Source organism: Flavobacterium sp. WC2416, assembly GCF_041200095.1.
Taxonomy (GTDB): Bacteria; Bacteroidota; Bacteroidia; order Flavobacteriales; family Flavobacteriaceae; genus Flavobacterium.
On the sequence record NZ_CP165626.1, the window covers coordinates 2140988 to 2165368 of the forward strand.

Annotated in this window: 14 protein-coding genes; 12 read left to right on the plus strand and 2 right to left on the minus strand. The window is 33.1% G+C overall.

The features are described 5' to 3' along the window. Window positions 1-186: 186 nt before the first annotated feature. Together AB3G39_RS09180 and AB3G39_RS09185 are read right to left on the minus strand one after the other, a co-directional pair. Window positions 187-900, minus strand: a complete 714-nt coding sequence (locus tag AB3G39_RS09180; protein ID WP_367753516.1) for a LytR/AlgR family response regulator transcription factor — start codon at window positions 898-900, stop codon at window positions 187-189. Window positions 901-968: 68 nt separating this feature from the next. Next, the gene (locus tag AB3G39_RS09185) at window positions 969-2027 is read right to left on the minus strand and encodes a sensor histidine kinase (RefSeq protein ID WP_367770392.1); all 1059 of its coding nucleotides are present in this window, start codon (window positions 2025-2027) and stop codon (window positions 969-971) included. Window positions 2028-2155: 128 nt separating this feature from the next. Between AB3G39_RS09185 and AB3G39_RS09190 the strand changes: the two genes are divergently transcribed. From AB3G39_RS09190 to AB3G39_RS09245, 12 genes are all read left to right on the plus strand, one after another. Further along, window positions 2156-4405 carry a GH92 family glycosyl hydrolase gene (locus AB3G39_RS09190; RefSeq protein WP_367770390.1) on the plus strand — a complete coding sequence of 750 codons (2250 nt, stop codon included), beginning with the start codon at window positions 2156-2158 and terminating at the stop codon, window positions 4403-4405. Next, window positions 4405-6282: a sodium:solute symporter family protein gene (locus AB3G39_RS09195; protein ID WP_367770387.1), complete on the plus strand. Its 1878-nt coding sequence runs from the start codon at window positions 4405-4407 to the stop codon at window positions 6280-6282. Before AB3G39_RS09190 ends, AB3G39_RS09195 begins: the two co-directional genes overlap by 1 nt. Before the next feature lie 91 nt (window positions 6283-6373). After that, window positions 6374-7339, plus strand: coding sequence for a glycosidase (locus AB3G39_RS09200; RefSeq protein WP_367770384.1), 966 nt, complete (start codon window positions 6374-6376; stop codon window positions 7337-7339). Window positions 7340-7347: 8 nt separating this feature from the next. Continuing rightward, window positions 7348-8415 (plus strand): carbohydrate-binding family 9-like protein, encoded by a 1068-nt coding sequence (locus AB3G39_RS09205; protein WP_369765014.1) that lies wholly within the window; start codon window positions 7348-7350, stop codon window positions 8413-8415. Window positions 8416-8422: 7 nt separating this feature from the next. Then, window positions 8423-9508 (plus strand): putative glycoside hydrolase, encoded by a 1086-nt coding sequence (locus AB3G39_RS09210; protein WP_369765015.1) that lies wholly within the window; start codon window positions 8423-8425, stop codon window positions 9506-9508. Window positions 9509-9515: 7 nt separating this feature from the next. Continuing rightward, complete coding sequence (locus AB3G39_RS09215; RefSeq protein ID WP_367770375.1) at window positions 9516-11750, plus strand: GH92 family glycosyl hydrolase; 2235 nt, start codon at window positions 9516-9518, stop codon at window positions 11748-11750. Between the two features lie 13 nt (window positions 11751-11763). Continuing rightward, complete coding sequence (locus AB3G39_RS09220; RefSeq protein WP_367753500.1) at window positions 11764-12780, plus strand: isoaspartyl peptidase/L-asparaginase family protein; 1017 nt, start codon at window positions 11764-11766, stop codon at window positions 12778-12780. 13 nt (window positions 12781-12793) lie between these two features. Next, entirely contained in the window at window positions 12794-15940 is a 3147-nt protein-coding gene (locus AB3G39_RS09225; protein WP_369753920.1) for a glycoside hydrolase family 2 TIM barrel-domain containing protein, read from the plus strand. A 2-nt stretch (window positions 15941-15942) separates the two neighbouring features. Next, window positions 15943-18264, plus strand: coding sequence for a beta-N-acetylhexosaminidase (locus AB3G39_RS09230; protein WP_369769304.1), 2322 nt, complete (start codon window positions 15943-15945; stop codon window positions 18262-18264). A 3-nt stretch (window positions 18265-18267) separates the two neighbouring features. Then, window positions 18268-20577, plus strand: a complete 2310-nt coding sequence (locus AB3G39_RS09235; protein WP_367770370.1) for a GH92 family glycosyl hydrolase — start codon at window positions 18268-18270, stop codon at window positions 20575-20577. Between the two features lie 44 nt (window positions 20578-20621). Continuing rightward, window positions 20622-22106, plus strand: coding sequence for an alpha-L-fucosidase (locus AB3G39_RS09240; protein WP_367770369.1), 1485 nt, complete (start codon window positions 20622-20624; stop codon window positions 22104-22106). 14 nt (window positions 22107-22120) lie between these two features. Further along, window positions 22121-24367 carry a GH92 family glycosyl hydrolase gene (locus AB3G39_RS09245; RefSeq protein ID WP_369753918.1) on the plus strand — a complete coding sequence of 749 codons (2247 nt, stop codon included), beginning with the start codon at window positions 22121-22123 and terminating at the stop codon, window positions 24365-24367. The last annotated feature ends 14 nt before the right edge of the window (window positions 24368-24381 follow it).

The window sequence follows — 24381 nt, forward strand, 5'->3', positions numbered from 1 at the left end:
GTTAGTTACCTTGGTTTTAAAATGCAATCATCTTTTTGGTTGCATTTTTTTTGTAATAAATTTTGTGAAAAATGAATAAAAAGAATGCAACATGAAAGCTAAGGAGCACTAGATGGTTTTTTCATGTCTTTAGCAATCTGTAAATGCCAAAAATAAGTACTGAAAATTTAATTTTTTCACCAAATTTTAGATCGATGAGTTTAGAATTCTTTGCTTTACTTCGTCGATGTATGACCTTCCAATAACATATCTAAGTCCTTCTATTTCTATACTATTTCCTTCAACAGCATCAATTTTATCGATAGCAATAGTGTAAGATCGATGTATTCTTATAAAATCTCTTTCAGGTAATAAGTTTGTAAAATCAGCAAGCGTACTGTGAATGATGTATTTCCCTGTTAATGTGTTTATTTTTAAATAATCTTTTAGACTTTCAATGACTAAAATTTCATTTAAAAAGATTTTCTTCATTTTCTTTTTATCAATTTTAACGAAAATGAAGGGATTTTCTTTACTGTTTTCTTGAGGAGCTTTAGAAGTACCTTCCAATCTTTTGTTGATCTTGTTTATCGCTTTCATCAACCTAGGGAATTCAATAGGTTTTACTAAGTAATCTAAAACATCTAATTCGTAGGTTTCAATAGCAAACTGGTCGTAGGCACTGGTAATAACTAGTAAAGGTGGGTTTTCTAAACTTTTTATAAAGTTAATTCCATCAAGGACAGGCATGTTTATGTCTAGAAAAATGACATCAACACTGTTGTTTTTTAAAAAATTAAAACCTTCAATAGGATTACTGAAGCTGTTTATTAATTCAAAATTTTCAATATGTTCTAAGTGATTCTTAATAACATTGATAGCCAATGGCTCATCATCTATAATCAAACAATTTACTTTCATCTCAATCTATTATTTTTTTAAGCGAAATAATTTATAGGGGTATATTCTAAAAAAAAAGATATCATTTGCTAAGACACTTTAATGATAAGCTTAACGACAAAACTATTCTTTTTATTTTTAAAAGTTAACTTATAATCATTTTTATTGTATCCTAATTCCAGTCTTTTTTTGACATTTTCAATACCAATACCACTTGATCTGTTTAAATTGTCTTTGTGTTTAGTAATTGCAGGCATTGGATTTTTAATGGTAAAATAAAGAAAATCTTCTTTAACTTCGAAGCTAATGTCAATTTTTACTTTTCCAATATTTTTATTTACGCCATGTTTAAAAGCATTCTCAACAAATGTCAGTAATAAAATGGGGCCTATTTCTTTATCATGAATATCTCCAGAAATGGACATATTAATCTCTAATCGGTCGTCATTTCTGATTCTTTCTAAATCCAAATAGTTTTGAATGCATAGAATTTCATTTTCTAAGGTTTGTCTCTTATTTTTTGTTTCATACAACATATAACGCATTAACTCGGAAAGTTTAATTACCACTTTTGGCGTTTTATTTGATTTTTCTACTGATAGCGAGTATATGTTATTAAGTGTATTGAAGAAAAAGTGCGGAGATATTTGAGATTTTAAAAAAAGCAACTCCGTTTCTAATTGTGATTTTTCAAGATCGGTTACTCTTTTTTGTTCATTTAAAAAGTCAAATGTAATTTTTATGGCTGTAACAAATGTAATTACATAAAGTTCGCCAATCATCATGTCTATAAAATAGTTAAACGATAATTTTTCTATTTGTTCGGGGCCTTCTGGCCAAACATTATGGCTAATTAAAAGATAAGTAAGATTAAACTTTACCAAAACCATAATAAATAATGCGGCAATAACCGAAAGGATATATAGTGTATATTTTTTTCGATACACCAAATTAGGCATCAGAATTAAAATATTCAAATAACACAGGGTAATGTGAATTGGGAAACCCAATAAATTTGTTTTAAAAGAGTAGAGATAATCATTGAAATAACTTCCCCATCGAAAGGTGTTGAATAAAAAATAAATCAACCAAAATATTATATGATAATGTAATGGTATTTTGTAAAATTTGCTGGAATTGAAATTCATTTTCTAAAGAATGAGTGTTTGAAACTGTTTTTTTTGATGTTTAGCTCAGTTTATATGTCGTCTGTCTAAATAAGTTTTAAAAAAGGCTAAATTTAAATAATTTTATTTTTATATACAGATAGATTCCTATGAAGAAAATTTCCTTATTTATTTTAGCTGCAGGTTTACTTACAGGTTGTAAGATAAAGATAGATAAAAATGATAGCTCTAAGTTACTTTTTATCGAACATGTTAATCCGTTTATTGGTACTGGTGGGCACGGGCATACTTATCCAGGAGCAACCGTTCCTTTTGGAATGCTTCAAGTAAGTCCTGATAATGGTGTTTCTAGCTGGGATTGGTGTTCGGGCTACCATTATTCTGATTCCATAGTGGCAGGTTTTAGCCATTTGCATTTAAGCGGAACAGGTATTGGTGATTTGGCCGATATATTATTTATGCCAATAAATAAAAAGGTAGATTTAAAAGCACAACCTACTTCTAGAGATTTACTTGCCTATAAGTCGACATATAGCCATTCTAATGAGACATCAATACCTGGATATTACCAAGTTTTTCTTGAAACCCCTAAAATTAATGTGGAGTTAACGGCTTCAAAACGTACTGCTTATCATAAATATACATTTGCTAAAAATGACATGCAGTCTGTAGTAGTGGATCTTGGTTTTGCAATCAATTGGGACAAATCAACAAAAACAGGAATTACGATTGAAAATGATAATACCATAAGTGGTTATCGTTACAGCACAGGTTGGGCTAAAAATCAAAAAGTATTTTTTGTGGCTCAATTTTCTAAGTCTATTACAGGACAGGAATTAATTGCTGACCGAAAAGTTATAAAAGGAACTACAACTTCGGGAGAGAAAGTAACTTCGCAATTGTTTTTTGTTAATAATAAAAACAATGAGTTGTTTGTAAAAGTAGCTTTGTCTTCGGTTAGTTTGGCTAATGCCAAAGAGAATTTAGATACTGGAAATTTTGAAACTACAAAATCAGAAACCAAAACAATTTGGGGTAATACATTATCCAAAATTGAAGTGGAAACTCCAATTGATTCGCTAAAAACGATGTTTTACACTGCTGTTTACCATGCCCAATTAGCGCCAGTTACTTATAGTGATAAGAACGGACAGTTTAGAAGAGAGGATGACCAAATTATAACTGCTACTAATTACACGGCTTATTCTACATTATCGCTTTGGGATACTTTTAGAGCCGAAAATCCTTTGTTGACTTTATTAGCTCCTGACAAGTCTTCGGATATTGTAAATTCTATGTTAGCTTATTACGAAACTAAAAAAATATTGCCTGTTTGGACCTTATACGGGAATGAAACCAATACGATGACAGGTTACCATTCGATTCCTGTGATTCTTAATGCGTATAAAAACGGAATAAAAGGGTTTGATGCTGAAAAAGCCTATTCCGCTATGAAAGCAACCATGATGCAAGACGAACGCGGATTGAATTTATACAAACAATACGGTTATATTCCTTATGACTTACTGGATGAATCAGTAACAATAACTTTAGAGTATGCTTATGATGATTGGTGTGTAGCTCAAATGGCTAAAGAATTAGGAAAAAATGAGGATTATGATTATTTCTTGAAACGTTCTCAAGCGTATCGCTATTTATTTGATCCAATAACTGGCTTTATGCGTGGAAAATCAAAAGACGGAAAAACGTGGAATACACCTTTTGATCCAAAACACTCTAATCATAGAGAACATACTGATTATACGGAAGGTAATGCTTGGCAACACAGTTGGTTTGTACCACAAAATGTAGATGACTTTATTGCATTAAATGGAAGCAACGACATTTTCGTAAAACGTTTAGAACAATTATTTACTGAAAGTTCAGAGATAACTGGAGATAATGTTTCTGCAGATATTTCGGGATTAATCGGACAATATGCACATGGTAATGAGCCAAGTCATCACATTTCCTATATGTTTAATCATGCTAATGAACCATGGAGAACACAGTATTGGGTGCATTATATTTTAGATACACAATACAATACTACACCTAATGGATTGAGTGGTAACGAAGATTGCGGTCAAATGTCAGCTTGGTATGTATTTAGTTCAATGGGATTGTATCCTATGAATCCAGCTTCTGGTGAGTACGAAATAGGAAGTCCAATTTTTGAAAAATCAACAATTCATCTTCAAGATGGAAAAACATTTGTTATACAGGCAGAAAATGTTTCCAACAAGAATTTCTACATTCAATCGGCTACTCTAAATGGAGTTGTATTCAACCAAACAACAATTTCACATCAACAACTTTTACAAGGTGGTATTTTATATTTCGTTATGGGATCTGAACCTAATAAAAAATGGGGTTTAACTATTAAATCAGTAAAGTAATGGATAGCATTGATGTATCAATAATTGTATTTTATATAATATTAACCATAGGTATTGGAGTTTGGATTTCTAGAAAAGCTTCGCAAGGATTAGATGATTATTTTTTAGGGGGAAATTCTATAAAGTGGTATTATCTAGGTTTAAGTAACGGATCAGGTATGTTTGACGTATCTGGAACGGCTTGGATGGTTGGGGTATTGTTTTTATATGGTGTCAAAAGTTTTATGTTTATGTGGCTTTGGCCTATTTGGAACCAAATCTTTGTCATGATGTTTTTGGCAGTTTGGATCCGTAAATCAAATACCATGACAGGATCTGAATGGATTTTAACCCGTTTTGGTAACGACAATGCAGGTAAAGCTTCTCATATAATTGTAGCTGTTTTTGCCATTGTTTCTACGATAGGTTTTATCGCCTACTTTTTTGAAGGAATTGGTAAGTTTATGACCATTATTTTACCTTGGAATTTAGCCCTTCAAATAGGAGATATGATGGTATTAAATTCGGAGCAATCGTATGCTTTATTGGTTATCTTCTTAACAACAATTTACACGATAAAAGGAGGTATGTTTTCGGTGGTGGCAACCGAAGTATTGCAATACGGGATTATGGTGATAGCAGGAGTACTTGTTGCTGGCTATACATTGATTAATTACACTGATGTTCAAATTAATTCTGTAATTACTCCTGAATGGAAAAATGTATTCTTTTCTGCGGAATTAGGATCACACTGGGGGGCAAAATTCAAAGCTTTTGATAATTTAATTAATACTGAAGGCTATAAAATGTTTGGTTCATTAGTGGGAATGTCTTTGTTTAAAGGTTTTTTTGCTAGTATAGCTGGACCAACACCAAGTTATGATTTGCAACGAATTCTTTCCACTAAATCTGTAAAAGAGGCCGCATACATGAGTGGTTTTACAAACCTTATTTTGTTTATTCCTAGATATTTATTAATTGCTGGAATCGTTGTAATAGCATTGGTAACCTTAGCTCCTGAAATGGCTATTAATCCAAATTTAAGTGGTGCCGATTTAGAAGTATTAATGCCAAAAGTAATTAATCTTCATATTCCCGTTGGAATAAAAGGACTGTTATTAGCTGGATTGTTAGCGGCATTTATGTCTACTTTTTCTGCATTTGTAAATGCGGGACCAGCCTATATTGTTAATGATTTATATAAAAAATATTTTAAGCCAAATGAGTCTAGTTCTCATTATATTAAAATAAGTCAAGTTGCTTCTTTCTTAGTAGTTGGTTTGGGTGTTTTTATGGGCTTCTTTGCTGATTCTATTAATTCCTTGACCTTATGGATAACAAGTGCATTGTTTGGGGGTTATGTAGCAGCCAACTTTTTAAAATGGATATGGTGGCGTTTCAATGGTTGGGGGTATTTTTGGGGTATGTTTTCTGGATTAGTGGTTGCGTCTTTAGAATTTGTTTTAGACCAAAATAAAGGGAACTTCACTTCTGGAACATTTCTATACGATTTGTCTGAAATGCAAGCTATCTATTTGTTTCCAGTTATATTGACCTTCTCTACTTTGGGTTGCTTGCTAGGGACTTTCTTTAGTAAACCTACAGATATAGAAGTGTTAAAATCATTTTATACTAATGTAAGACCTTGGGGATGGTGGAAACCAGTTTATAATGAACTAAAAAGTAAAGATCTAACTTTTGAAAAAAATAATGATTTTACAAAAGATATGCTGAACTGTCTTATTGGAATTATATGGCAATCAAGCATGATTGTCCTTCCAATATTTTTTATAATTAGAGATTATCCCAAAACGATAGTATCACTAGTCATTTTCTTGATTACTTCGATTATTTTAAAATATACGTGGTTGGATAAAGTGAGAAAAATAAAAAATTAAAAGAAGAATAGTATAAGTTTAAATCGGGTGTGATTATTAAAAATGAATTAGACCTAAGATAGTGTTAAGTTTAACAAATAAATTAAATATAGTGAGTACAATTCCATGGCAAGATAGACCAGAAAACAGCAATGAAGTAATTTGGAGATATTCAGAAAATCCAATTATTGACAGGTATGCAATACCATCATCAAATAGTATTTTTAATAGTGCAGTCGTTCCTTTTGGAGATGGATTTGCAGGTGTATTTAGATGTGACAACAAAGCAGTCCAAATGAATATTTTTGCTGGATTTAGCAAGAATGGAATGGACTGGGATATCAATCATGAGCCTATTGTAATGCAAGCGGGTAATACTGAAATGATAGAATCAGATTATAAATATGACCCCCGTGTCGTTTTTATTGAAGATCGTTATTGGATTACTTGGTGTAACGGATACAATGGACCAACAATTGGTATTGGATATACATTTGATTTTAAGGAATTTTTTCAATGTGAAAATGCCTATTTGCCTTTCAACAGAAATGGGGTATTGTTTCCACAAAAAATCAACGGTAAATTTGCCATGTTAAGCCGTCCAAGTGATAATGGACATACTCCTTTTGGAGATATTTGGATTAGTTACAGTCCAGATATGAAATATTGGGGAGAGCATAGATGCGTAATGAAGCCAACTCCTTTTGAAGACAGTGCTTGGCAATGTACAAAAATTGGAGCAGGACCTATTCCTATTCTTACTGATGAAGGTTGGTTAATGTTGTATCATGGTGTAATCAATACGTGTAATGGATTCCGTTATAGTATGGGAGCTGCTATTTTAGATACAAATCAGCCTGATATTGTAAAGTATAGAACACAACCTTATTTATTAGCTCCTGCTGAGTTGTATGAGCAAGTGGGTGACGTAGGAAATGTAGTTTTCCCTTGTGCTGCTTTACATGATATGGAAGAAGATAAATTGGCCGTTTATTATGGTGCTGCTGATACTGTTGTAGCGATGGCATTTGGTAAATTAAGCGAAGTACTTCAGTTTACAAAAGACAATAGTTTATAAAAAAAAGCATGGCTGTGAAATTGAAATGGTTATCAGTTGTATTAAGTCTAATTTCTGTTATTGGTTTTTCACAATCAAAAAAAGGAATTATCCCTAAATCGTATGTTGTTCATAAAGTATTTGATACAATCGTTATCGATGGCGATGAATCGGATGCTTCATGGTCAAAAGTGGATTGGTCAGATCCTTTTACCGACATAGAAGGAGTGGAAAAACCAAAGTACAACACTAAGGTGAAAATGCTATGGGATGAGACTAATTTTTACATTCTCGCTAAGATGGAAGAACCACATGTTTGGGCTAATCTAAAACAGCGCGACACTATTATTTTTTACAACAATGATTTTGAGGTTTTTATTGATCCGGATGGTGATACATTCAATTATTACGAATTAGAAATAAACGCTTTAAATACAGCTTGGGATTTATTCTTGACAAAACCCTATCGTGAGAATGATAATGTAGTATTGAATGACTGGAATATATCGGGATTAAAATCGGCCGTTAAAATAAACGGAACAATCAATAATCCCAATGATACCGATGAAGGTTGGGTGCTGGAAATGGCAATTCCTTGGGCAGCTTATAGAAAGTCCTTTGGTGAAAATAATGTTCCAGTAGATCAATTTTGGAGAGTAAATTTCTCTAGGGTAAATTGGCAACATTCTTTAACAAATGGAACATACAAAAGAAAGAAAGGTTCAGACGGGAAATTTTTACAAGAGTATAATTGGGTATGGTCTCCACAAGGTGTAATCAATATGCATGAACCTGAAAAATGGGGTTATGTTTATTTTTCTTCAAAAGCGGGAACCGATAGTTTTATTATTCCACAAGAGGAAAAATTAAAGTGGGAATTATACAGCCTTTACCGAGCTCAAAAAAAATATTACCAAACTCATAAGGCATGGGCTAAATCTTTAGATAGTCTAACTAAATCTAGTATTGTTGTTGATGGTAAAATGGTAAAACCTGTTTTAGAAAATCATTCAACAGGATTTAATATTACAATAAAAAGTCCTTTTTCAAATAAAACGTTAATTATTAAACAAGATGGGAAAATTATATCAAACTAAAAAAACGATGAGACTACCTAAATTATTACTTTTTATCTTAGCATTGAGTATCATTTCATGTGCTAGTAAAAAAGAAGATGAAAAAACTCCATTTGAATTTGGGGTATGGATAACGGCACATAAGGAGAGAACAAATGCAGATTATGCTCAAGAATTTGCGAAGTATAAAAATGCTGGAATTGATGAAGTATTAATTAATACAGGAACCGATCCAAAATTGTTGAAACGATTAGTTCCAATCGCAAAAGAAAATGGGTTAAGAGTGCATGCTTGGATTATGGCCATGAACAGACCAGGTGATTCTATAGCACTTCAGCACCCCGACTGGTATGCTGTTAGTAAAGAAGGAAAGTCTTGTTTTGATAATCGTCCATACGTAGATTATTACCAATGGTTGTGTCCAACTAGAAAAGAATCTAGAAATCACGTATTAGGTTTAGTAGAAGAATTAGCTAAAGTAGACGGAATCGAAAGTGTACATTTAGACTACATTCGGTTCCCCGATATTTTCTTACCAATTGGTTTGTTGCCCAAATACAATTTGGTGCAAGACGAGGAGCTACCCCAATATGATTTCTGTTATTGTGATGAATGTATAAAAGCTTTTGAAAAAATACATCATAAAAATCCAAAAGAAAGCCATAACACATCAATTGATATGGAATGGAAAAATTTCAGACTAAATGCTATAAAAGCAGTTGTTGATGATGCTTACAAAATTGTTCACAAATACCATAAAAATTTAACGGCTGCCGTATTTCCTTACCCAGAAATGGCTGATCACATGGTACGTCAACGCTGGGATAAATGGGATATTGATGAGGTTTATCCTATGATTTATCATGGTTTTTACAATGAAGAAGTAGATTGGGTTGGTTATGCAACTAAACAAGGTGTTTCGGACTTACTAAGAAAAAAAACTAAAATAAATACAGGTGTTTATTTACCCGCTTTTAAATCTCCAGAAGAATTGAAAGAAGCTATTTTATTAGCAAAAGAAAATGGAGCTAAAGGAGTTTGTTTCTTTGATGGACCCGCTATAACTCCTGAACAATTAAGAACGATTAAAGAAACTAAAGAAAGTTTAAAATAATAGTATAATGAAACATGGTCTACTATATATAGTTTTTCTAGCCCTAATATATAATTGCGGTCGGTATGAATCAGGCCATGTTCAATTAACCAATTATGTAAATCCTTTTATAGGCACAGATGGTCCGGGGAATACCTATCCTGGAGCTACTGTGCCCTATGGAATGGTACAGTTAAGTCCAGATATTGGGATTCCAGGTTGGGATAGAATTGCTGGTTATTATTATAAAGATTCTATTATTTCCGGTTTTTCACACCTGCATTTAACGGGTACTGGTGCCGGCGATTTGTATGATATTCTAATAATGCCCACCAACAGTAGATTTGTAAATAGAATAAAAGATAATAACTTCATGCCTTTTTCTAGTTTTTCACATGAAAAAGAAAAAGCTTTTCCAGGCTATTACGCTGTAGATTTATTGGATTTTGGTATAAAAGCGGAGCTAACTGCAACTGCCAGAACAGGTATTCATAAATATACATTTCCTAAAGATAATGCTTCACAAATTCATATCGATTTGGGGTATGCTTTAAATTGGGATGCTCCCACAAAAACATATATAAAAGTAGTCGATAATACCACTATTGAAGGGTATAGAAAATCTACTGGTTGGGCAAAAGACCAAAGGGCATATTTTGTAATAAAACTTTCTAAACCTTTTGAATCCTATCAAATTTACAAAAATGATTCATTGACAACGAGTCCTGCTGAAGCCGTAAAAACAAAAATTGTTTTAAATTATAAGACAACTGATAATGAGGAAATCATTTTAAAAACAGGGCTTTCAACGGCTACTATTAAGGGAGCTTATAAGTCTTTACAAGTGGAAGCACCCGATTTTAATTTTGAAAAATACAAAGAACGGGCAAATAATTTGTGGGAGAAAGAATTACAAAAAATAGAGGTAACCACCGCTGATGAAAATAAGAAGAAGGTTTTTTATAGCATGATGTACCAATCCATGTTAGCACCCACACTTTTAAGTGATTGTTATGGGGATTACAAAGGTGCTGATGGTAAAATTCATAATGCTCAGGTTTTTGATCGGTACGATACCTTTTCATTATGGGATACGTACCGAGCTGCACATCCATTGTACACTATTTTGCACCCAAAAAGGGTGTCAAGTATGATCAATTCTTTATTAGCTCATTATAAAGAAACAGGATTATTGCCCGTGTGGTCTTTGCAAGGAAATGAAACCAATATGATGATTGCAAATCACGCTATTCCAGTAATTGTTGATGCTTATTTTAAAGGAATTAAAAATTTTGATGTAGAGTTGGCTTATAAAGCGTGTAAAGAAAGCTCCATGGTTGATTCAAGACAATATGATAGTTATAAAACTTTAGGATATGTTCCAGCTGATGAAAGCGGCGATAACTGGTCGGTTTCAAAAACGATGGAATACGCATATGATGATTGGTGTTTGGCTCAATTTGCAAAAGCATTAAATAAAGGAACCGATTATAAATATTTCATAAAACGTTCAGAGAATTGGAGAAATGTTTATGATTCAAAAAGTAATTTTATGCGTCCAAAATTTAAGAACGGGCAGTTTTTAAAAGAATTTATACCAAAAGATTATACTCCTTATTTCTGCGAAAGTAACGCATGGCAATATTTCTGGTCTGTTCCTCAAAATATTGAAGGTTTAATTAAAGTGGTTGGTGGAAAGGATGCATTTGAAAAAAAGTTAGATTCTATGTTCACTTTAAAACCATTCCCAGAAGACAAATTACCCATTTTTAGCACAGGGATGATTGGGCAATATGCGCACGGGAACGAACCAAGTCATCATGTGGCTTATTTATATAATTATATTAATAAACCTTGGAAAACCCAAAAGTTAGTGAGAGAGATCTTAGAAACGCAATATAAAAACGAGCCAAATGGACATTGTGGTAATGAAGATTGTGGACAAATGTCTTCCTGGTATATATTGAGCTCATTAGGTTTTTATCCAGTAAATCCAGCACAAAGTATTTATAGTTTTGGTGCACCAATGTTTGACACCGCTACTTTAAATTTAGAGAATAATAAAACATTTGTTATTAAGACAAAGAATAATTCTAAAGATAATATTTATATCCAATCTATTGAATTGAATGGTGAAAAAATGAATAGAAATTATATTACGCATAATGAAATTATGCAAGGAGGGACTTTAATTTTTACAATGGGTAATGTGCCTAAAAGCAACAATAACAGCATGGCATTATCCTCTAAAATTTATAATTAAAAAAATCAAAATCATGTCAAACAGAAGAGATTTTATAAAAAGAACAACTTTAGGAACACTTGCTGTAGGCTCCTTTTTTAGCTTTAAAAGTGTTGCTAATGAAGTAGAGGAAGAAAAAGTAACGGATTTAAAAAAAACTAAAAAACCAGTAATCATTTCTACTTGGAATCATGGTTTGCCTGCCAATGCTGAAACTTGGGTACAATTAAAACAAGGAAAACCTGCATTAGATGCGATTGAATCGGGCTTAAAAATTCCTGAAGCTGATCCCAATATTAGAAGCGTGGGTTATGGGGGATATCCTGATCGTGAAGGAAAAGTAACGCTAGATGCTTGTATTATGGATCACAATAGTAATTGTGGTTCAGTTTCTTTTTTGGAAGGGATAATGCATCCTATTTCGGTAGCCAAAAGAGTTTTACAAAACACTCCACATGTTATGTTATCAGGTCAAGGAGCATTACAATTTGCTTTATCGGAAGGATTTGTAGAGGAGAACTTGTTAACTCCAGAATCCGAAAAGGATTGGAAAAAATGGCTAAATGAATCGAAATATAAACCAGTTATCAATATAGAAAATCATGATACTATTAGTATGCTCATGATTGATGAAGAGGGTAATTTGGCAGGAGGTTGTACTACAAGTGGCGCAGCTTGGAAAATGCACGGACGCGTTGGTGATTCCCCAATCATTGGTGCGGGTCTTTTTCTAGATAACGAAGTTGGTGCAGCAGCAGCTACTGGATTAGGTGAAGCGGTAATAAGAACTGCAGGAAGTGCTATGGTAGTAGAATTAATGCGTCAAGGAAAATCACCCTTTGATGCTTGTAAAGAAATCACCGAGCGCATTTACAACAAGCATAAAAAACATAAAGATATGGAGTACTTGCAAGTTGGTTTTATCGCACTTAATAAAAATGGGGAGTATTCTGGATATAGTTTGCGTTCTGGTTTCAACTATGCAGTTTGCGATGATGAAAAAGGAAACCGAATGGAAGATGCTAAATTCAAAATGACTTGGGATAAATAATTTGTAACTTTTAATGAGAAATACACTCTTTATATTCACTTTTATACTTGCGTCGGTAGCTCCGTCTTTTGCACAGGGGGAAACACCTTTTTGGTTAAATGAAAAAATCAATGCCGATAATAGAGAACCTATGCACGCTTCCTATTTTGTGTATGAAAATGAAGCTTTGTTAGCCAAAAATAATTGGAAACTTTCCGAAAATTATTTGGACATCAATGGATTGTGGAAATTTAAATATGTAGCAAGTCCGAATGATTTGCCTAGTGGATTTGAAAAAAGTGATTTTAATGATACAACTTGGGATGATTTTAAAATTCCAGCCAATTGGGATGTAAACGGTTATGGTTATCCGATTTATACCAATACAACCTACGATTTTGCTAAATATATTGCTATAAATCCCCCTTTTGTCCCAACAAAATACAATCCTACAGGCGTTTATAGAAGAGCAATTACCATCGATAAAAATTGGGATGGGAAACAAATTTTTCTACACATAGGAACAGCCAAATCCAATCTTACTGTGTGGATAAATGGACAGTATGTTGGTTATGGCGAAGATGGTAAATTACCTCAAGAATTCGATATTACCTCTTTTCTAAAAACAGGAAAAAATACCATTACGCTAAAAGTGATGAAATGGAGTGATGGCTCGTATTTAGAATGTCAAGATTTTTGGCGAATGAGTGGCATCACTAGAGAAAGCTATTTGTATGCAAGGAATAAAGTGCATCTTAAAGATTTTGAAGTTACGCCGGATTTAGATGCTTCGTATGTAAACGGGACATTAAAAATTGCAACTGAATTTTCTGGCTATAATAAAAAAGATTCTTATTTCTTAGAAGTAGAATTGAAAGAAGGTGCGAAAACTATTCTTTCGAATACGCAAAAACTAAATACAACCAATAAATTAGTTTTTAATCTTGCTGTAGATAATCCAAAAAAATGGAGTGCTGAAGTTCCAAATTTATACCAACTCAATTTTATTTTAAAGGATAAAAAAGGGAATGTAGTCGAAGTGATTACGCAAAATGTAGGTTTTAGAAAAGTAGAAATCAAAGGAGGACAACTTTTAGTAAATGGTAAAGCGGTTTACATAAAAGGTGTCAATCGTATGGAAACAGACCCTACAACGGGACAAACGATTTCTAGAGCCCGCATGGAGCAAGATATTCAAATATTAAAGCAATACAATATCAATGCGCTTAGAATGTCTCATTATCCTAATGATGAATATTTTTATGAATTGTGTGATAAATATGGAATTTATTTGGTTGATGAAGCCAATTTAGAATCACATGGAATGGGCTATGATGTTGATAAAACCCTAGGAAACAAAACCGCTTGGGAGTTAGCACATTTTCAAAGAATAAGCCGAATGGTCGAAAGAGATAAAAATCACCCTTCGATAATTATTTGGAGTATGGGTAATGAAGGTGGAAATGGTTATAATTTTTATCGTGCCTATTTATGGTTGAAAAATAGAGATGCTTCAAGACCTATTCAGTACGAAAGAGCTTCCTATGCAGGATGGGATGGTAAAAACATGAAATTCGATTGGGATTCAGATATTATTGATCCGCAGTACAGCGCACCAACAGCAATGGAAGAATATATTGCTGCGAATCCAAATCCGGAGCGCCCTTATATTTTAAGTGAATACGCACATGCCATGGGGAATTCAATGGGGAATTTCAAGGATTATTGGGATGTATTTCGCGCACATAAAAATTTTCAAGGTGGTTTTGTTTGGGATATGATAGACCAATCTGTATATAAAACAAGGGAAGACGGAAAGAAGGTTTTTGCTTATGGTGGAGATTTTGGTCCAAAAGATGTTCCTAGTGCCAATAATTTTTTGAACAATGGTGTTTTTAACCCAGAGCGCCAACCAAATCCTCATGCTTTTGAAATGCGAAATGTATATCAAAATATTGGAACTTCTTGGAGTAATAAAGAGGCAACAACTATAAAAGTTTTTAATGAATTTTTCTTCAAAGATTTATCAAATGTGAATCTGCATTGGAAATTAATGTTGGATGGAGTAGAAGATAGTAATGGTACAATTGCTTCTTTGGATATTAATCCACAACAATCTAAAGAGTATGTTTTGCTTATAAATCTACAAGGGAAAAAGTTTCAAGAAGCTTTCGTAAATGTAAGTTATACGTTACAAGAAGAGGAACCATTTTTACCGAAAGATTTCGAAATAGCTACTGAACAACTTATTTTAGTAGGGCGGTGGAAAAATGACGCAAAAGTTGTAGGAGCTGCAAAAATTATAGTTTTAAAAAATCCAAATTCCACAGTTTTTAAAAGTGATAAAACGGAGATCATTTTCGATAAAAAAACAGGATTTATTTCGGGTTATACTTATGATAATCAGACTATTTTAAAAGAAGGCTATCAATTGCGACCAGATTTTTGGCGTGCGCCAAATGACAATGATTTTGGAGCAGGATTGCAACAAAGACTATTGCCATGGAAAGAGGCAATGGAAAATCCAAAGTTGTTATCTTGGAATTTTACAATTACAAAAGACAATAAAATAATTGTAAAAGCAACTTATAGTTTGCCAGAGGTTGCTGCTGAATTAGCTTTGAATTATGAAATCAATAGTAACGGAGAATTGAGTGTTCAGCAAGTTTTGAATATTGATAAAACCAAGGAAGAACCTATGTTGCCTCGTTTTGGGATGGAATTGGTAGTACCAAAAACATTCAACACCATGGAATATTATGGTAGAGGACCACATGAAAATTATATAGATAGAAATTACAGTTCGCATGTAGGTTTGTACAAGCAAACCGTATCGGAACAATATTATCCCTATATACGTCCACAAGAAACGGGAAATAAAACAGATGTTCGCTGGCTGAATTTATCGAATGATAAAATACAATTAAAAGTAGAATCAGAAGATTTATTAGGGATTACCGCTTTGCATTATCTAATGGATGACTGTGATGATGGATTAGAAAAAGATCAGAGAAATGCCGCTGATATTATGGAAAGAGATTTGACGAGTTTAAAGATTGATTTCAAACAAATGGGAATTGGAGGAATTGACAGTTGGCAGTCCTGGCCAATGGAGAAATATAGACTTTTAGATAAAATCTACCAATACCAATTTAAAATTACACCAACCTTAAACCAATAAAAATGAGTAGATTAAAAACACTAATTTTAGCAATACTGCTAGGTATTTCTGGATCTTGTGTGAGTCAAAATGCACTCACAGAGAAAGATATTCATATTATCCCTGTACCTGCTAAGATGATTGTGAATAAGGGAAAATTTCAATTTTCTAATTCCACTAGGTTTATCGTAAATGGAAATTCTCAAAAAGAGATTGCAACTGCTTTAATCAACAAGTTTGAAGCTGCAGCTGGCTGGAAACCGCAATTTGCGACAAAGGTGCCAAAAAGCAATTATATCTTGTTTAAAGTAGATAAAAACCTTAATAGAGAAGCATATAAATTGGAAGTTAATGCTAAAGCTATAATTGTTACAGCTAAGGAAAATGCAGGTTTTATTTATGCTCTTGAAACTATTAGACAATTATCGCCAACTGCGATCGAAAGTAAGTCCATTGTTCCTAATGTAAAATGGGAAGTACCTAATGTGACTATCACTGATGAGCCCCGTTTTCAATGGAGAGGATTGATGCTGGATTTATCCCGTCATTTTTTCGATAAAGCATATGTTCTAGAAACAATTGATCGCTTGGCGATGCTAAAAATGAATGTATTGCATTTGCATTTAGTAGATGATCAAGGATGGAGAATTGAAATCAAAAAATACCCTAAATTAACCGAAGTAGGAGGCTGGAGAGTAAATCAAGAAAATCTATTTTGGAATTCAAGACGTAAGGTCAATGCAGATGAAAAAGGGACTTATGGTGGATTTTTGACACAAGAGGAACTAAAAGAAATTGTAAAATATGCACAATCAAAAAATGTTGAAATAATTCCAGAAATAGAGATGCCCGCACACGTAAGTAGTGCTATTGCTTCTTATCCTGAGTTAGCTTGTTTTAACCAACAGATTGGTGTTCCTTCTGGAGGAGTTTGGCCAATTACTGATATTTATTGCGCAGGTAAAGATTCTACTTTTGAATTTTTGCAAAATGTATTAGATGAAGTTTTTGCTATTTTTCCATCTAAATATATTCATATTGGAGGAGATGAGGCAACCAAAACTAATTGGGAAACTTGTCCGTTTTGCCAAAAAAGAATGAAAGATGAAGGATTGAAAAGTACCCATGAATTACAAAGTTATTTTGTAAAAAGAATGGAAAAATACATCAATTCTAAAGGTAAAAGAGTGATAGGTTGGGATGAGATTTTAGAAGGAGGTCTAGCTCCCGATGCAACTGTTATGAGTTGGAGAGGAACCAAAGGTGGAATTGAAGCTACAGAGCAAGGACATGATATAGTTATGACACCAGATTCTCATTGTTATATTAACTTTTATCAAGGTCCGCAAAACGAAGAACCATTAGCTTTTGATGCCTTTCTTCCATTGAGTAAAGTGTATGAATTTGATCCTATTGTAGAATCAATGACTCCTGCTGAAGCTAAACATGTTTTAGGTGGTCAAGCTAATTTATGGTCGGAATATATTACTACTCCATCAGCATCAGAATATATGATTTTTCCAAGATTAGCTGCTTTGGCGGAAGCCGTATGGAGCCCAAAAGAAGTGAGAAGTTGGAAAAGTTTTATTAATAGATTACCTAGTTTATTGAATCGTTTTGATTATTTAGGAATAAATTATGCTAAAAGTGCTTATCTAATAATTTCTTCTTCAACTGCTGATTTAAAAAATAAAACAGTGAAAGTGGCGTTGAAAAATGAATTGCAAAAAAAAGATATTCGTTATGTTTTTGGCGATAAAAGTTTAACTCATAATCCAATCAAATATACAGATTCGATTGTTCTTAATAAAACAACAATCTTAAAAGCTTCTCTATTCGAAAATGATAAATCAAGAGGAAAAGTCCTTATAGATACCATTCAATTTCATAAAGGGTTTGGCAGTAAAATAAGTTTTAAAACGTCGTACAATGACAATTATAAAGGAAACAGTCCATTAAGCTTAGTAAATATTATTAGAGGTACTAAGGATTTTCATGATGGTCAATGGCAAGCTTGGTTAGCTAATGATATGGAAGCTGTTATTGAGCTGGGAGCTGCTCAAAGTATCAATGAGGTAAGATTAGGTTCGATTGAAAATCAAGGTGCTGGTATATTTTTTCCAATAGCAATAAAAGTATTAGTTTCAAATGACGGAGTTACTTATAAAGAAATGGGGCAACTTTTACATCCATTTGTTACCAATTCAAAATCGGAATTAAAAGATTTTATAATTAATTTTAATGCTATAAATGCCAAATTTGTAAAGGTAATAGCAATCAATTTGAAGAAATCTCCAAAAGGAGAAAGTGTATTTATGTTTTTTGATGAAATTGTAATTAATTAAGATATGAAATATTTAAAATTTTTAGTTTATTTATTGTGTTTTTCTTGTTCGAATAAGACAATTGAATTTTTAAAAACAACAGAAAAAGCAGTCAATGTTGTAGATTATGTTAATCCGTTGATGGGAACTGATTCTGATTATAGTTTATCTAATGGAAATACTTATCCTGTAATTGCGACCCCTTGGGCAATGAACTTTTGGACCCCTACGACATCAAAAATGGGTGATGGTTGGTGTTATAAGTATGATGATAATAAAATTAGAGGGATTAAACAAACACATCAGCCAAGTCCTTGGATTAATGATTACGCTGCCTTTTCATTGATGGCAGTAACAGGAGATTTAAAATATAAAGAAGACGAGCGTGAATCTTGGTTTTCTCACAAAGCCGAAATTGCAAAACCATATTACTATTCTGTTTATTTAGCAGATTATGATGTGACTGCAGAGGTGAGCCCAACGGAAAGAGCAGCTCATTTTAAATTTACTTTTCCAGAAGCTAAAACTTCATACATCATGTTAGATGCCTTTTTTAAAGGATCGATGGTGAAAATTATTCCAGCTGAACGCAAAATAATTGGATACTGTCGTAATAATAGTGGTGGTGTTCCGGATAACTTCCATAATTATTTTGTGGCCGAGTTTGATAAAGATTTTGAAATCAACGATACATGGACTGATGGTTGGAAATTAATGGAAAACTCTACTGAAAGTGAGGGGAAACATGTAGGTGCAATTATTGGTTTTAAAACTAAAAAAGGCGAAGTGGTACATGTAAAAGTAGCTTCATCATTTATTAGTCCAGAACAAGCGCAATTGAATTTAGATAAAGAAATTGGTACTGATACTTTTGAACAAACCAAAGAAAAAGCAAAACAAGCTTGGGAAAAAGAATTAAGTAGAATTCAAGTAGAAGATGATAATATAGATCACATTAGAACATTTTATTCTAGTTTATACCGTGTATTGTTATTTCCAAGAAAGTTCTACGAGTTTGATAAGAATAACAATGTAGTACACTATAGCCCTTATAACGGAAAAGTAAATCCAGGTTATATGTTTACTGATAATGGATTTTGGGACACTTTTAGGGCAGTATTTCCATTCTTTAATATGATGTACCCTGAATTGAATAGTCATATCATGGATGGTCTAGCAAACACTTATAAAGAGTCAGGATGGTTACCAGAGTGGGCAAGTCCAGGACATAGAGATTGTATGGTTGGGTCAAATTCGGCTACGATTATTGCAGATGCATTTCTAAAAGGTGGTAAAAATATCAATGGAGAGTTGCTGTTGGAAGCCATGTTAAAAAATGCAACTGTTGAGAAAGGAAGACCCGTAAGTTCAGTTGGTCGTGAAGGGCTTAATTATTATAATAGTTTAGGATATGTTCCTTATAATGTAAGAATAAACGAAAATGTAGCACGTACTTTAGAATATGCTTTTGCTGATTTTACTATTGGTAAAATGGCTCAAAAATTAGGCAAAACTGATATTGCCAATACGTATTTAAAGAAATCGTTAAACTATAAAAATGTATTTGATCCATCAGTAAATTTAATGAGAGGTAAAAATAAAGAAGGTGATTTTCAAAGTCCTTTTAATCCATTAAAATGGGGAGATGCATTTACAGAAGGAAATAGTTTACACTATACGTGGTCTGTTTTTCATGATGTACAAGGTTTAATTAATTTGATGGGCGGTAAAGATAAATTTGCTTCAAAACTAGATGAAGTCTTTTCAATGCCACCAAGTTTTGATGATTCATACTACGGACAAACTATTCACGAAATTAGAGAAATGCAAGTGGCTAATATGGGGAATTATGCTCATGGAAATCAGCCAATACAACACATGATTTATTTGTATAATTATGCTAATCAATCCTACAAAGCACAGCAAAAAGTAAGAGAAGTGTTAACTAAATTATATGCTGCTACTCCTGATGGATATTGTGGTGATGAAGATAACGGACAAACATCGGCTTGGTATGTGTTTAGTTCACTTGGTTTTTATCCAGTGACTCCAGCAGTGAATCAATATGTAATAGGAAGCCCATTGTTTAAAAAAGCAATACTTCATTTAGAAAATGGAAAAACATTTGAGATTGATGCAAAAGACAACTCTCAAAGCAATTTTTATATTCAGTCTGCTTCATTAAACGGGAAGACGTATTCTAATAGTTATTTAAAATTTGAAGACATTCAAAAAGGAGGGAAATTAGATTTTAATTTAGGAGATATTCCTAATAAAGATTGGGCAGGTAAACCTGAAAATGTGCCTTATTCTTTAAGTAACGAAACTAAATAAGATTTTAAAATTAAAGTTGATTAAAAATTATAAATAGACGAAAGATGAAAAAAGGAATAGTAATACTCGCGATGTTGTTCTCGGCACAACTATTTTCGCAGGCCATATATGAAGATGAACGATATGTACCAGAAACAGATCCATTAGTATTAAAAAATCTAGATGAATGGCAAGGAAAAAAGTTTGGTTTGTTGATGCATTGGGGAACTTATAGTGAATGGGGAATTGTAGAATCTTGGTCAATTTGCCCGGAAGATTATGGATGGTGTGAACGTACAAAGGGAAGCGATCCAGCAAATTATAATACTTACGTAAAAGATTACGAAGGATTAAAAAAGACTTTTAATCCAGTGAAATTTAATCCTGAAAAATGGGCCAAAGTAGCTAAGGCTGCTGGTATGAAATACATGGTATTTACTACAAAACACCATGACGGATTTAATATGTTTGATACTAAATATTCTGATTATAAAGTAACCGATTCCGAATGTGCTTTTAGTACAAACCCTAGAGCAAACATTACAAAAGAAGTTTTTAATGCTTTTCGAAAAGAAAAAATGTGGATTGGAGCTTATTTTTCTAAACCGGACTGGCATAACAAAAACTATTGGAATCCTTATTTCCCGCCTTTTGACAGAAATGTAAATTATGATCCAGCTACTTACCCAGATAAATGGAAAAAATATACTGATTTTACTCATAACCAAATTTTAGAACTGCTTTCTGATTATGGTAAAGTAGATATTTTATGGCTTGATGGTGGTTGGGTTGCTAAAACACCAGAAAATGAAGTGAAAAAAGGGTATGTTGAAAAGTTTGCAGAGAATGAATCAGGAAACGGATTTATAAAACATAGAGTAGTTGACCAAGACATCAAAATGGATGAATTAGTCGTGGAAGCACGTCAAAAACAGCCAGGATTGATTGTAGTAGATAGAGCGGTTCACGGTAAAAATCAAAATTATTTGACACCTGAAAATCGTGTTCCCGAAAAAACGTTGCCTTATCCTTGGGAATCATGTATCACTTCTGGTGGTGGTTGGTCCTATACTCCGGACGCAAAATACATGACAGGAAGGCAAGGAATTCAAATGTTGATAGATGTTGTAGCTAAAGGAGGAAACTTGTTATTAAATGTAGCTCCAGGTCCTGATGGAGAATGGCAGCAAGGAGCTTATGATTTATTAGCACAATATGGAGCTTGGATGAAAGTAAATAGTACTGCTATTTATAATACGAAACCTATTGCTCCTTACAAGGAAAATAATATTTGTATGACTCAAAACAAAGTAGGAAATGTTTTCTTGTTTTATATGGCAAAAACAGGAGAAAATAAAATTCCTTCAGAACTTGTGGTAAAATCAATTAGTCCAAAAAAAGGAACAAAAATTACAATGTTAGGTTCTTCATTAAAATTAAAATGGACAAAACTAGGCGAAGGATTTAGAGTTATCATTCCAGAAAGTTTAAGAAATAATTTACCTTGTAAAGAAGCTTGGACTTTAAAAATTGAAAAGATTAACCGATAGAAAAATTAAAATGTATGTTTTTTAAAAATAGAATTACTATACCCAATACACTGCTTATTTTACTGCTGACTTTTGGTGGTAGTAGTGTGTACGGGCAACAACCAGCAGATTTTGTAAACCCACTTATTGGGACTTCTAATTATGGAGCTACTTTTCCGGGTCCTATTGCACCTAGAGGAATGGCAAGTATCAGTCCGTTCAACGTAGCTGGGTCACAAAATTTGCCTTTAGAAAAAGACAGTCGATGGTTATCAAATTCCTATGTTCATGAAAATACATTTTTAACAGGATTTAGTCAAGTAAATTTAAGCGGTGTAGGCTGTCCCGATTTAGGGGTAATACTGATTATGCCTACAACTGGAGCTGTAGAAATCAATCATTTAAAATACGGTTCAACTTATTCTCAGGAAGTGGCAAAAACGGGGTATTATGGACTTAATATTGACAAATACGATATCAAAGCGGAGTTTACAACTTCCAAAAGAGTAGGAGTAAGCAAGTTTACTTTTCCCAAAGGACAATCCAATATTTTATTAAATCTAGGTTTAGGTTTAACCAATGAAGAAGGTGCGATGGTAAAAGTGGTGTCAAATACTGAAATTGAAGGAATGCGTTCCGTTGGTTCGTTTTGTTACAATAGTCCAGAAGCTGCTTATCCTGTTTATTTTGTTGCAAAATTTTCTAAGCCAGCAGCTACTTTCGGAGTTTGGAAAAAACCATCCAAATATGAAGGTGTAGAAGCACAATGGATGACCTACAATGGCAAAACTAGAATGATGGATAATACCACCAAAATGGTTGTAGGGGACAGTATAGGAACTTATTTTACTTATCAATTTGAAAAAGCCGAAACAGTCGAAGTTAAAATTGGAGTTTCGTATGTAAGTATTGCAAATGCGCGTGAAAATTTAGAAAAAGAAACTGCAAACAAATCCTTTGAAACGGTTTATAAAGAAACCTATGACGAATGGAACGAGGCACTTTCTAAAATTTTAGTAGAAGGTGGATCCACAGAGAATAAGACTATTTTCTATACCGCATTGTACCATACTTTAATTCATCCCAATATTTTAAATGATGTCAACGGAGAATATCCTGAAATAAAAAGAGAGAAAATAGGGAAGACAGATGGGACTCGTTATACCGTTTTTTCACTTTGGGATACGTATCGGAATTTACATCAATTAATGTCATTGGCTTATCCACAGCAACAATCCAATATGATTAAAAGCATGTTAGAAATGTATGATGAAAATGCATGGTTGCCTAAATGGGAATTGAATTCTACCGAAACTTTTACCATGGTGGGTGACCCTGCTAGTATCGTAATTGCTGACACGTACTTAAAAGGCATTCAGGATTTTGATGTGCAAAAAGCCTACGAAGCGATGTTGAAAGGCGCAGATCAAATTGAAAATAATCCATTACGTCCAGGACTGAAAGATTATATTGAAAAAGGATATTTAACGACTAAAGATAGAGGACCTATTTCTACAACACAAGAGTACAATGCATCTGATTTTGCTATTTCACTTTTGGCGAAAGCCTTAGGGAAAAAAGAAGATGCAGATCGTTTTGGAAAACGTTCCTTATCCTACCGTAAATTATTCGATAAAAATTTAAAATTATTGCATCCTAGAACTCCAGATGGGAAATGGTACGAACCTTTCGATCCATTGTCAGGAGCTAATTTTGAAGAAAATATAGGTTTTATTGAAGGCAATGCTTGGCAATATGCTTTTATGATGCCCCACGATATTAAAGGCTTGATAAAATTAATGGGAGGAAATAAATCGTTCAGTAATCAGTTGCAAAAAGTATTTGATAGCAAGCAATTTGATATGGCAAATGAACCAGATATCGCTTATCCTTATTTGTTTAATTATCTAAAAGGAGAAGAATGGAAAAGCCAAGAATTGGTTAAAAAACTAGTTGCTACATACTTTCAAAACAAACCCAATGGATTACCTGGTAATGATGATACAGGAACGATGTCAGCTTGGTTAGTGTATTCTATGATGGGGATTTATCCCATTGCTCCAGGCGAGCCATTGTATGCGATTACTACCCCACTTTTTGATAAAATCACGATAGAATTGGATCCAAAATACTATAAAAAGAAAAGTATAGTCATTGAAAGAGAAATTAATACTGATGGTAAAATAAAAGCCATTCTATTAGACGGAAAAAAACACGATAGTTTCTTTATTTCACATGATGAATTTGTGAATGGAAATACGCTAAAAGTGATTCAGAATTAATTAATACACTACCC